The sequence below is a fragment of the Klebsiella sp. CN_Kp104 genome, assembly GCF_040064515.1.
GTDB lineage: Bacteria > Pseudomonadota > Gammaproteobacteria > Enterobacterales > Enterobacteriaceae > Klebsiella > Klebsiella aerogenes.
In genome coordinates this window covers 209,927-221,687 of the sequence record NZ_JBEAII010000003.1, presented here as the reverse complement: position 1 = coordinate 221,687, position 11,761 = coordinate 209,927, and the positions used below count along the sequence as shown (strand labels likewise).

Genomic DNA, 11,761 nt, shown 5'->3' with positions numbered 1-11,761 from the left:
CCGCATTCATCAGACGGTCATTTTTTCATAAATCTGTCACAAATCTGACGCATAATGGCCGCGCACTTCTATACTGATGGCTAAAAAACACAGGGTAAATAATGGCGAGAAGAATTCTGGTCGTTGAAGATGAAGCTCCAATCCGCGAAATGGTCTGCTTTGTTCTGGAGCAAAACGGCTTTCAGCCCGTCGAGGCGGAAGATTTTGACAGTGCGGTGAATCAACTCAATGAACCCTGGCCCGATTTGATTCTCCTTGACTGGATGTTGCCGGGCGGATCGGGGCTACAGTTTATTAAACAGCTTAAGCGCGAAGCGATGACCCGCGATATTCCGGTGGTGATGCTGACGGCGCGCGGCGAAGAAGAAGATCGCGTTCGCGGTCTGGAAACCGGTGCGGATGATTACATTACCAAACCGTTTTCGCCGAAGGAGCTGGTGGCGCGAATTAAGGCGGTGATGCGGCGTATTTCGCCAATGGCGGTCGAAGAGGTGATTGAGATGCAGGGGCTGAGCCTGGATCCCTCCTCGCATCGTGTCATGACCGGTGAAAACCCGCTGGATATGGGGCCGACCGAGTTTAAATTATTACACTTCTTTATGACCCACCCGGAACGCGTATACAGCCGTGAACAGCTGCTGAATCACGTTTGGGGAACCAACGTTTACGTTGAAGACCGGACGGTGGATGTGCATATTCGCCGCCTGCGCAAAGCGCTGGAACATAGCGGCCATGACCGGATGGTACAGACGGTTCGCGGCACGGGATATCGTTTCTCCGCCCGTTTCTGAATTTTGACAGGAGTGTGACCCGTGCTGGAACGGCTGTCATGGAAAAGGCTGGCGCTTGAGCTTTTCTTATGTTGTATACCGGCCCTGATCCTCGGGGCGTTTTTCGGTCATCTGCCGTGGTTTTTACTGGCGGCGGTGACCGGATTGCTTATTTGGCATTTCTGGAATTTGTTACGTCTGTCGTGGTGGCTGTGGGTCGATCGCAGTATGACGCCGCCGCCGGGAAGCGGCAGTTGGGAACCGCTGCTGTATGGTCTGCATCAAATGCAGATGCGTAATAAAAAACGTCGTCGCGAACTGGGAAGCCTCATCAAGCGCTTTCGCAGCGGGGCGGAATCCTTACCCGATGCGGTGGTGCTGACCACCGAAGAGGGCGCCATCTTCTGGTGTAATGGCCTGGCGCAACAAATCCTTAATCTACGCTGGCCGGACGATAGCGGGCAGAATATCCTCAACCTGCTGCGCTACCCAGAGTTTGCTAACTATCTGAAAAACCGCGATTTCACCAAGCCCCTTAATTTGGTGCTCAATAACGCCCGTCATCTGGAAATTCGCGTGATGCCTTATAGCGATAAACAGTGGTTGATGGTGGCGCGCGATGTCACGCAAATGCACCAGCTGGAAGGCGCGCGGCGTAACTTTTTCGCCAACGTCAGCCACGAGCTGCGCACGCCGCTCACCGTACTGCAGGGTTATCTCGAGATGATGCAGGAGCAGGTGCTGGAAGGGCCGACGCGAGAAAAAGCGCTGCATACCATGCGTGAGCAAACGCAGCGGATGGAAGGGTTGGTGAAGCAGTTGCTGACGCTCTCGCGTATTGAAGCCGCGCCGGTGCTGGCGATGAATGATAAAATCGACGTCCCGATGATGCTGCGGGTGGTTGAGCGCGAGGCGCAAACCCTCAGCCAGGGTAAGCATCAGTTGCACTTTAGCGTCGACGAAACGCTCCAGGTGATGGGCAACGAAGAGCAGTTGCGCAGCGCGATTTCCAATCTGGTGTACAACGCCGTTAACCATACTCCAGCGGGAACTGAGATTCACGTCAGCTGGCAGCGGGCGCCACACGGCGCGCTGTTTAGCGTTGAGGACAACGGTCCTGGCATCGGGCCTGAACATCTCCCCCGGTTGACCGAGCGGTTCTACCGCGTCGACAAGGCGCGCTCCCGGCAAACCGGCGGCAGCGGTTTAGGGCTGGCTATTGTGAAACATGCGGTTAGCCATCACGAAAGCCGGCTGGAAATCGAAAGTACGGTCGGGAAGGGAACACGCTTTAGCTTCCTGTTGCCGGAACGTTTAATTGCCAAAAATGTCGCCTGAGGCGGCGTCTGTCAGCTTTCCTTGCCAATGACCAGCTTCGGCTGGTCATTTTCATTTGCAGTCAACTTTTCGTTGCGTATTAAACGAACGCCTGGTTATTTATTGTTCGCATGATTAGCCACGCGTTTTGCGTCGTTATGGTCAATTAATCCAGGTTCAAAATCATAGTTAGCATAATCATCTGGTTTTACGATCCCACCTTGCTTTAAAACGTTATAAGCGTTTAAATTGCCCCCTATGCAGTCCCGGTAAGACTGCTTTTGCGTGGTAATTCAAAAAACAATTCTTTTCCACGCCGCTTCGAGAGCATATCTCGCTGAGTTTACAGGCAATGGCCGCTGTATCATCCCGAAAGGAAGGCACGGTATTTTTCCGTTTTTTACAACACCACATCCACAGGCAGTAATGAATTTATGACCCATCAGTTAAAATCTCGCGACATCATCGCGCTGGGCTTTATGACCTTCGCGCTGTTCGTTGGCGCAGGCAACATTATCTTCCCTCCGATGGTTGGCTTACAGGCCGGCGAACACGTCTGGACCGCAGCCATTGGCTTCCTGATTACCGCCGTGGGTTTGCCGGTGCTAACGGTAGTCGCGCTGGCGAAAGTCGGCGGCGGCGTTGAGCGTCTGAGCTCGCCAATCGGCAAAGTTGCGGGCATTTTGCTGGCCGTGGTGTGCTACCTGGCGGTTGGGCCGCTGTTCGCGACCCCGCGTACCGCCACCGTTTCATTTGAAGTGGGGATTGCTCCGCTGACCGGCGACGGCGCGCTGCCGCTCCTTATTTATAGCGTTATCTATTTCGCGCTGGTGATTCTGGTTTCTCTCTATCCGGGCAAACTGCTGGATACCGTCGGCAACTTCCTGGCGCCGCTGAAAATTATCGCCCTGGTCGTGCTCGCGGTGGCCGCGGTTATCTGGCCGGCTGGCCCGATTAGCGACGCGATGGAAGCCTATCGTACCGCGCCGTTCTCTAATGGTTTCGTCAATGGTTATCTGACCATGGACACGCTGGGGGCGATGGTCTTCGGTATCGTTATCGTTAATGCTGCGCGTTCCCGTGGCGTTAGCGAAGCCCGATTGCTGACCCGATACACCGTCTGGGCTGGTCTGATGGCCGGCGTGGGCCTGACGCTGCTGTACCTGGCGCTGTTCCGCCTGGGTTCCGATAGCGCGACGCTGGTCGATCAGTCGGCAAACGGCGCGGCTATTCTGCACTCCTACGTGCAGCATACCTTCGGCGGCGCGGGCAGCTTCCTGCTGGCGGCATTGATATTTATCGCCTGTCTGGTCACCGCGGTTGGCCTGACCTGCGCCTGCGCTGAGTTCTTCGCGCAGTATCTGCCGCTGTCGTATCGTTCGCTGGTGTTTATTCTCGGCCTGTTCTCCATGGCGGTTTCTAACCTGGGGCTCAGCCATCTGATTCAGATCTCGATTCCGGTGTTAACCGCTATTTATCCGCCGTGTATCGCACTGGTGGTATTAAGCTTTACCCGCGGTTGGTGGCATAATTCCTCCCGCGTTATCGCGCCGGCAATGTTTATCAGCCTGATGTTTGGTATCATTGACGGTGTTAAAGCATCGGCGTTCGCAGATATCCTGCCGCAATGGACCGCGAGCCTGCCGCTGGCAGCGCAAGGTCTGGCATGGTTGCTGCCAACCGCGGTGATGGCTGTGCTGGCCGCGATCATCGATCGCGCAGCGGGTAGCCCGGTGGTCTCAAAAGCCCACTAACCGACGCTTTACGCAGGTGTTTAACCACGGGACTTAAGGTCCCGTGGTTTTTTGTTTTTTTGGTCATTCCCTTTTGCGTTTTGCCCCCGCAAAGCACAAACGAGAAAAACGGCATGGAACACGATGGAAAGTAGTAACAAGCTTAAGCGCGGGCTAAGTACCCGGCACATTCGCTTTATGGCCCTTGGTTCCGCTATTGGTACCGGCCTGTTCTATGGTTCGGCAGACGCCATTAAAATGGCGGGGCCGAGCGTATTGTTGGCATACATTATCGGCGGCGTGGCGGCGTATATCATCATGCGCGCGCTGGGCGAAATGTCGGTGCATAATCCTTCCGCCAGCTCTTTCTCGCGTTATGCGCAGGAGAACCTCGGCGGGCTGGCCGGCTATATCACCGGCTGGACCTATTGTTTTGAAATCCTGATCGTCGCGATTGCCGACGTGACCGCCTTCGGTATCTATATGGGCGTCTGGTTCCCGGCGGTGCCGCACTGGATATGGGTACTGAGCGTGGTGCTGATTATCTGCGCCGTCAATCTGATGAGCGTGAAGGTGTTCGGCGAACTGGAGTTCTGGTTCTCATTCTTTAAAGTCGCCACGATTATCATCATGATCCTTGCCGGTTTCGGCATCATCATCTGGGGTATCGGCAACGGCGGTCAGCCAACCGGTATTCATAACTTATGGAGTAACGGCGGCTTCTTCAGTAACGGCTGGCTGGGGATGGTGATGTCGCTGCAGATGGTGATGTTCGCCTACGGCGGGATTGAGATTATCGGTATCACCGCCGGTGAAGCGAAGGATCCTGAAAAATCCATTCCGCGGGCGATTAATTCGGTGCCGATGCGTATCCTGGTGTTCTACGTGGGGACGCTGTTCGTCATTATGTCTATCTATCCCTGGAACCTGGTGGGGACTAACGGCAGCCCGTTCGTGTTGACCTTCCAGCATATGGGAATTACCTTTGCCGCCGGCATCCTGAATTTCGTGGTGTTAACCGCCTCGCTATCGGCGATTAACAGCGACGTATTCGGCGTTGGCCGTATGCTGCACGGAATGGCCGAGCAGGGGAGCGCGCCGAAAGTGTTCGCCAAAACGTCGCGTCGCGGTACGCCGTGGGTGACGGTGCTGGTGATGACCGTGGCGCTGCTGTTTGCGGTCTATCTCAACTACATCATGCCGGAAAACGTCTTCCTGGTGATTGCGTCGTTGGCGACCTTCGCCACGGTGTGGGTGTGGATTATGATCCTGCTGTCGCAAATCGCTTTCCGTCGCCGCCTGTCGCCGGAAGAGGTGAAAGCGCTGAAGTTTAAAGTACCGGGCGGCGTGGCCACCACCGTGGTCGGCCTGCTGTTCCTGGTCTTTATCATCGCGCTTATCGGCTACCATCCGGATACCCGCATTTCGCTGTACGTCGGCTTTGCGTGGATCGTGCTGCTGCTGGTTGGCTGGAAAATTAAGACCCGCCGCGATCGCCAGTTAGCGCAGGCGCAGTAATTCTCCACTCTTCCGGGTCCGGCTTTGCCGCGGCCCGGAAAATCACATCCTCCTCCTTTCTCCTCCCCCAATTATTCTATTGATGATGAGTTATACGCCTGTTCACTGTGGCAAGGTGTGGCCATTACGCAAAAAGAGGAATGATGATGTTGAAGGCCTGGCACCTGCCGGTTGCTCCTTTTATTAAAGAGCAGCAGGAACGACTCGTTATCACATTGTGGCTAAGCGGCGAAACAATGCCGCAGCGAATTACGCTGCGCGCGGAAGAAGACAATGAAGAGCTGTCGTTGCCCATGCAGCGCCTGCGCCAATCCCCACACGCCGATGTCGTCGCCTGGCGTGGAGAGATAAACCTGATGAACGGCCAGCCGCGCCGCCGCTATAGCTTTAAGCTGCTGTGGGCGGACCGTCAGTTGTGGTTTACGCCGCAGGGATTCCAGCGTTTCCCGCCCGCGAGGCTGGAGCAGTTTGCGGTCGATGTGCCGGATAGCGGCCCGCAGTGGGTCGCCGATCAGGTGTTTTATCAAATTTTCCCCGATCGTTTCGCCCGTAGCGAGGCGCGAGAAGCCGGGCAGGACGAGGTTTATTACCACCATGCGGCCGGTCAGGATATTGTGCTAAAAGCGTGGGATGAGCCGTTAACCGGCGAGGCGGGCGGTTCGACCTTTTATGGCGGCGACCTCGACGGTATTAGCGAGAAGCTTCCTTATCTGAAGCAGCTTGGCGTGACCGCGCTGTATCTCAATCCGGTATTCGTCGCGCCCAGCGTACATAAATACGATACCGCTGATTATCGCCGTGTCGATCCGCAGTTCGGTGGCGATGCCGCGCTGCTGCGACTGCGCCACAATACGCAGCGTGAAGGGATGCGCCTGATCCTCGACGGCGTGTTTAACCATACCGGTGACTCGCACCCATGGTTCGATCGCCACCAGCAGGCGAGCAACGGCGCCTGCCATCAGCCGGATTCCCCGTGGCGTGAGTGGTTTAATTTTTCCCAGGACGGGGTGGCGCATAACTGGCTGGGTTACGCCAGTCTGCCAAAACTTGACTACCGTTCATCGAGCCTGGTTAACGAAATCTATGCGGGTGAAGACAGCGTGGTGCGCCACTGGTTAAAAGCGCCGTGGAGTATGGACGGCTGGCGGCTGGACGTGGTGCATATGCTGGGCGAGGATGGCGGCGCGCGTAATAACTTGCGCCATATTGCCGGTATCACCCAGGCGGCGAAGCGGGAGCAGCCGGAGGCTTTTGTATTCGGCGAACATTTTGGCGATGCGCGCCAGTGGCTGCAGGCTGATGCCGAAGACGCGGCGATGAACTATCGCGGTTTTACCTTCCCGCTGTGGGGCTTCCTCGCCAATACCGATATTTCCTACGATCCGCAGCACATCGATGCGCAAACCTGTATGGCGTGGATGGACAACTATCGCGCCGGGCTGTCGCATCAGCAGCAATTGCGGATGTTTAACCAACTGGACAGCCACGATACCGCGCGTTTTAAATCCTTGCTGGGTAAGGATGTGGCGCGACTGCCGCTGGCGGTGGTCTGGCTGTTCTGTTGGCCGGGCGTTCCGTGTATTTACTATGGTGACGAAGTCGGCGTCGATGGCAACAACGATCCCTTCTGCCGTAAACCCTTTCCATGGGATCCGGCGCTGCAGGATGAAAACTTGTTGGCGTTATATAAGCGTATGACCACCTTGCGTAAGGGGCATCAGGCGCTGCGCTATGGCGGCTGCCAGGTCATCTATGCGGAAGATAACGTGGTGGTCTTTGTTCGCGTTTACAAACAGCAGCGGGTGCTGGTGGCGATAAACCGTGGTCATGCCTGCGAGGTGGTAATCGACGCATCGCCTTTGCTGGAGGGGAAAACGTGGCAGCGAAAAGAAGGCGCGGGCGACATGCACGATGATGTGCTGAGTTTGCCCGCGATTTCCGCAAGCGTCTGGTGTAGCCGTTAACGGTAGAGCTGGCTCAGACAGCTGTCTTCGAGAATAGCCTCTCGCCACCAGCGCTGAGCCAGACCGTTATTGCCGCTACGCCAGGCCATATAGGTTATATCTTTCTCACGGCTCGAAATCACCGGTTTCTCCAGCAACTCACCGCTCTCCAGCCACGGGAGGGCGATGTGGCGGGGCAGGAATCCGCATCCCAAACCGGCGCGCAGGAGCGCGACTTTGGTGGCGAAATCATCTACCCGGATTTGCTCCTGCTCATCGAGCAGGTTGCTGTTCAGTGGATGACAGTAGCGGGCGCTATCGCTAATAACCACCGCGCGATGCAGGCTGAGTTGTTTGTTGGTCAGCGGCTGGGTCGTTGCCGCCAGCGGGTGGCCGGGCGCGACAACGAACACGTTGTCCATCGCGCCGAGCATTTTCCACGACCATTCCGCTGAAGTCGGCGGTTCGTTAATCGCCCCAAGAATAATATCCGCGCCGTTGTGAGTCAGCTCTTCCCATGAGCCCGCCAGGGTATGGTGGGTAAAGTTGAGCCGGGTTTGCGGATATTGCGCGTAAAACTTTTCAATCAGCGGCAATAGGGCCTGGAAAGGGAAAGAGTCGTCCAGCGCAATCGCCAGATCCCGCTCCCATCCGGAACTCAGCAGCTGCGCCTGTTTTTCCAGATCGTTGGCGGCATTGAGCAGCAGGCGCCCCTTTTCCAGCATCATTTTACCGGTATCGGTAAATTTCGCCCGGTGTCCGGAACGATCCAGCAGACTGATGTTTAGATCGTTTTCCAGTTTTTGGATCATATAGCTCAGCGCGGCGGGGGTTTTAAATAGCGACTCCGCCGCCAGCGCGAACGAGCCATGCCTATCCAGAGCATCAAGAATCAAAAGTACATCAAGGTTTAAACGCATTAGTCTCGATCCGCCAGTCTAATAATAACGTTGTTTTACCGAAGGCCGATGTTCAATTCCAGTGAATAAATTAGAACAGTTCCCATTAATTTTTTGATTAGTCTTTTTTTAATTATTCAAACGGTCACTATTTTTACTCAAGTGAATTAAAACGGAAAGATTTCTTTAATAACTCGTTAGAAATTACTGACTATACTCATCATGCGTTATTGGCCACAATCAGCACAGCACAACGGCAGTGTATTATCTTCCTAACTAATTGATTAATAGGATGTGTTATGTCTATTCGTGAACTGATTGATCCGTCTAATTCCACCCTTATTTTTATTGACCACCAGCCGCAAATGGCTTTTGGTGTGGCCAATATCGATCGCCAGACGCTGAAAAATAACACCGTCGCGTTGGCCAAAGCGGGCAAGATTTTTAACGTTCCGGTTATTTATACCTCTGTCGAAACCAAAAGCTTCAGCGGCTATATCTGGCCAGAACTGCTGGCGGTTCATCCTGAAGTGAAACCGATTGAACGTACTTCTATGAACTCCTGGGAAGACGCCGGTTTTGTTAATGCGGTGAAAGCCACTGGACGTAAAAAACTGATTATTTCCGCGCTGTGGACTGAAGTGTGCCTGACCTTCCCGGCGCTGATGGCGCTGGAAGAAGGTTATGAAGTGTACGTGGTAACCGATACCTCCGGCGGTACCTCCGTTGACGCTCACGAGCGCGCCATCGACCGTATGGTGCAAGCCGGCGCGGTACCGGTGACCTGGCAGCAGGTCCTGCTGGAGTACCAGCGCGACTGGTCACGTAAAGAGACTTATGACGCGGTGATGGATCTGGTTCGTGAACATAGCGGCGCCTACGGTATGGGCGTGGATTATGCTTATACCATGGTGCACGGCGCGCCGGAACGTAAAGCCTAAAACACTTCATCCTGCAAGCTGCCTCTTTGTTGGCTTCGCTTGTCCGCCCCGGTCACTGGCTGATGTCAGCGCTCGAGGGCGGGCAATCTTGCCGCCTCAATGCGGCATGAATGATTTTGTGTATTGTCATTTATGGCTGATGGCGGGAGAAATCCCGTCATTCCCCTGAAGCAAGGAACTCTTAATGGCGCAACAGAAATCAGTGACGCTGGTCATCAGTCATCATCTCGATCCACAAAACGGCCAGCGCTATGAAGCATGGTTGGGCAAAATCATGCCGGTTGCGGCGGAGTTTCCCGGCCATCTTGGCGCCAACGTGATCCGTCCGGCGGCCGGGCAAAATCTCTGGAGCGTGATAATTCGCTTCGACACCATTGAACATCTCTACGCCTGGACGCAGTCGGAAACCCGTCGTGAATTAGTCGCGGAAATCGCGCCGTTTCTCAATGATGGCGATCGTACCGAAATCCGCACCGAAGCGGCGTTCTGGTTTACCCCGCCTGCGGCCAATATTCGCCAGCCGCTGCGCTGGAAACAGTTCCTGATAACCCTGCTGGTCATCTTCCCAAGTACCAACCTGGTACCATGGCTGACCGGCATGGCGCTACCGGAGTTACGGGGAAGCTTGTTACTGCATCTGATTAACGATGCCCTGGTGGTCGCGTTGGTGGTCTGGTTGTGGATGCCTATCGTGACCCGTCTGTTTGCCGGTTGGTTGAAAAAAAACTAGCTCAACCAGCTTAAAGGAGTGCGTTATGTCGCAAACTGCCACACTGATTCTGACCCACGGTCAGATTCATACGCTCGATCGCGCGAACCCACTGGCGGAAGCCGTGGCCATCGCCGATGGAAAAATTCTCGCGACCGGAAGCCACGATCGAATCATGACGTTCGCCGCCGAGGGGACGCAAATTGTCGATCTTAAAGGCCATACGGTGATCCCGGGTCTTAACGACTCCCACCTGCACCTGATTCGTGGCGGCCTGAACTATAACCTCGAGCTGCGCTGGGAAGGAGTGCCATCGCTGGCGGATGCGCTGCGTATGCTAAAAGATCAGGCCGATCGCACGCCGTCGCCGCAGTGGGTGAGGGTGGTCGGCGGCTGGAGCGAATTCCAGTTTGCCGAACGCCGCATGCCGACGCTGGAAGAGCTGAATGAAGCGGCGCCTGACACGCCGGTATTCGTGCTGCATCTGTACGATCGCGCGCTGCTTAACCGCGCGGCGCTGAAAGCCGTTGGCTATACCAAAGAGACGCCGGATCCGGCGGGCGGCGAGATCGTTCGCGATAACAACGGCAACCCGACCGGGATGCTGATCGCCAAACCGAATGCCATGATCCTGTATGCGACGCTGGCCAAAGGACCGAAGCTGCCGCTCGATCTACAGGTTAACTCCACGCGCCAGTTTATGCGCGAACTGAACCGTTTAGGATTAACCAGCGCTATCGATGCCGGCGGTGGTTTCCAGAACTACCCGGAAGATTACGAAATTATCGAGCAACTGCACGCCAAAGAGCAGATGACCGTGCGTATCGCCTATAACCTCTTTACCCAGCGGCCGAAGCAGGAGCTGGAAGATTTCGAGCGCTGGACCGACATGCTGAAGCCGGGGCAGGGCACCGATTTCTACCGTGCCAACGGCGCTGGTGAAATGCTGGTCTTCTCGGCGGCGGATTTTGAAGATTTCCTGCAGCCGCGGCCGGATCTGCCGCAAGGCATGGAAGATGAGCTGGAGCGGGTGGTGCGTCATCTGGTGGAACACCGCTGGCCTTTCCGTCTGCATGCCACCTACGATGAGTCGATTAGCCGAATGCTGGATGTGTTCGAGAAGGTGAACCGCGATATTCCGTTTAACGGCCTGCACTGGTTCTTCGATCACGCCGAGACCATCACCGAACGTAATATTGAACGCGTGAAGGCGCTAGGCGGCGGTATCGCGGTGCAGCACCGGATGGCTTTCCAGGGCGAGTATTTCGTCGATCGCTACGGCAAAGAGGCGGTGAAACATACGCCGCCGGTGGCGAAAATGCTGGAACTGGACGTACCGGTAGGCTTGGGTACCGATGCGACCCGCGTCGCCAGTTATAACCCGTGGACCGCGCTGTACTGGCTGGTTTCCGGACGTACCGTCGGCGGCATGGCGATGTACGACGATAACAACCGTTTGCCGCGCGACGTCGCCCTTGAGCTATGGACCGCCGGTAGCGCGTGGTTCTCCAGCGAGCAGGGTAAAAAAGGACGCATTGAGAAAGGGCAACTGGCTGACCTGGTAGTGCTGTCAAAAGACTACTTCAGCGTTGCGGAAGAGGAAATTAAAGGTATTGAGTCGGTATTGACCATCGTTGATGGCAAGGTGGTGTACGCGGCCGGCCATTTCTCGCCGCTGGCGCCGCCGCCAATTCCGGTATTGCCGGAGTGGTCGCCGGTGGTAAAAGTGCCTGGGCATTATCGCTCGGCGCCGCCTGCGGCCGCGAAGATTGGCGCGGTGGTGCAGATGCACCAGTGCTGCGGCAGCTGCGGCGTGCATGGACATCAGCATGATATTGCGCGCAAGTCGTCGATTCCGGTGGCGGATGAGCAGGCTTTCTGGGGCGTATTAGGCTGTTCTTGCTTCGCGTTCTGATACGTTTGCCCGGTGG

Annotated in this window: 9 protein-coding genes; 8 read left to right on the top strand and 1 reads right to left on the bottom strand. The window is 55.7% G+C overall.

The window, feature by feature from the left end; translation table 11 throughout:
- Positions 1 to 101 precede the first annotated feature (101 nt).
- The 5 genes from phoB (at position 102) to malZ (ending at position 7,302) form a co-directional block, all read left to right on the top strand.
- On the top strand, positions 102 to 791 hold the full coding sequence (phoB, locus tag ABLU80_RS06880) for a phosphate response regulator transcription factor PhoB (protein ID WP_004099401.1): 690 nt from the start codon (positions 102 to 104) through the stop codon (positions 789 to 791).
- A 21-nt stretch (positions 792 to 812) separates the two neighbouring features.
- Positions 813 to 2,108: a phosphate regulon sensor histidine kinase PhoR gene (gene phoR, locus ABLU80_RS06875; RefSeq protein WP_032707533.1), complete on the top strand. Its 1,296-nt coding sequence runs from the start codon at positions 813 to 815 to the stop codon at positions 2,106 to 2,108.
- Between the two features lie 413 nt (positions 2,109 to 2,521).
- The gene (gene brnQ, locus ABLU80_RS06870; protein ID WP_015368011.1) at positions 2,522 to 3,841 is read left to right on the top strand and encodes a branched-chain amino acid transporter carrier protein BrnQ; all 1,320 of its coding nucleotides are present in this window, start codon (positions 2,522 to 2,524) and stop codon (positions 3,839 to 3,841) included.
- 123 nt (positions 3,842 to 3,964) lie between these two features.
- Positions 3,965 to 5,338, top strand: coding sequence for a proline-specific permease ProY (gene proY, locus ABLU80_RS06865; protein ID WP_015368010.1), 1,374 nt, complete (start codon positions 3,965 to 3,967; stop codon positions 5,336 to 5,338).
- A 146-nt stretch (positions 5,339 to 5,484) separates the two neighbouring features.
- On the top strand, positions 5,485 to 7,302 hold the full coding sequence (gene malZ, locus ABLU80_RS06860; protein ID WP_170926282.1) for a maltodextrin glucosidase: 1,818 nt from the start codon (positions 5,485 to 5,487) through the stop codon (positions 7,300 to 7,302).
- Here the strand turns inward: malZ and ABLU80_RS06855 are convergent.
- Positions 7,299 to 8,201 (bottom strand): LysR family transcriptional regulator, encoded by a 903-nt coding sequence (locus ABLU80_RS06855; RefSeq protein WP_015704553.1) that lies wholly within the window; start codon positions 8,199 to 8,201, stop codon positions 7,299 to 7,301. The two genes, malZ and ABLU80_RS06855, sit on opposite strands and share 4 nt — an antisense overlap.
- A gap of 278 nt (positions 8,202 to 8,479) precedes the next feature.
- Here ABLU80_RS06855 and ABLU80_RS06850 point away from each other — a divergent pair, with 278 nt between their 5' ends.
- The 3 genes from ABLU80_RS06850 (at position 8,480) to ABLU80_RS06840 (ending at position 11,745) form a co-directional block, all read left to right on the top strand.
- The gene (locus ABLU80_RS06850) at positions 8,480 to 9,121 is read left to right on the top strand and encodes a hydrolase (RefSeq protein WP_020079504.1); all 642 of its coding nucleotides are present in this window, start codon (positions 8,480 to 8,482) and stop codon (positions 9,119 to 9,121) included.
- A 184-nt stretch (positions 9,122 to 9,305) separates the two neighbouring features.
- A complete protein-coding gene (locus ABLU80_RS06845; protein WP_047080992.1) occupies positions 9,306 to 9,851 on the top strand; it encodes an antibiotic biosynthesis monooxygenase in 546 nt (181 codons plus the stop codon).
- A gap of 25 nt (positions 9,852 to 9,876) precedes the next feature.
- Positions 9,877 to 11,745, top strand: a complete 1,869-nt coding sequence (locus ABLU80_RS06840; RefSeq protein WP_047063942.1) for an amidohydrolase — start codon at positions 9,877 to 9,879, stop codon at positions 11,743 to 11,745.
- Positions 11,746 to 11,761 lie beyond the last annotated feature (16 nt).

Excerpts from the sequence above, each read along its gene's own strand:
- ABLU80_RS06850 (WP_020079504.1), top strand. The coding sequence starts at position 8,480 with ATGTCTATTCGTGAACTGATTGATCCGTCTAATTCCACCCTTATTTTT.
- ABLU80_RS06855 (WP_015704553.1), bottom strand. The coding sequence starts at position 8,201 with ATGCGTTTAAACCTTGATGTACTTTTGATTCTTGATGCTCTGGATAGG.
- brnQ (WP_015368011.1), top strand. The coding sequence starts at position 2,522 with ATGACCCATCAGTTAAAATCTCGCGACATCATCGCGCTGGGCTTTATG.
- ABLU80_RS06845 (WP_047080992.1), top strand. The coding sequence starts at position 9,306 with ATGGCGCAACAGAAATCAGTGACGCTGGTCATCAGTCATCATCTCGAT.
- proY (WP_015368010.1), top strand. The coding sequence starts at position 3,965 with ATGGAAAGTAGTAACAAGCTTAAGCGCGGGCTAAGTACCCGGCACATT.
- ABLU80_RS06840 (WP_047063942.1), top strand. The coding sequence starts at position 9,877 with ATGTCGCAAACTGCCACACTGATTCTGACCCACGGTCAGATTCATACG.
- malZ (WP_170926282.1), top strand. The coding sequence starts at position 5,485 with ATGTTGAAGGCCTGGCACCTGCCGGTTGCTCCTTTTATTAAAGAGCAG.
- phoB (WP_004099401.1), top strand. The coding sequence starts at position 102 with ATGGCGAGAAGAATTCTGGTCGTTGAAGATGAAGCTCCAATCCGCGAA.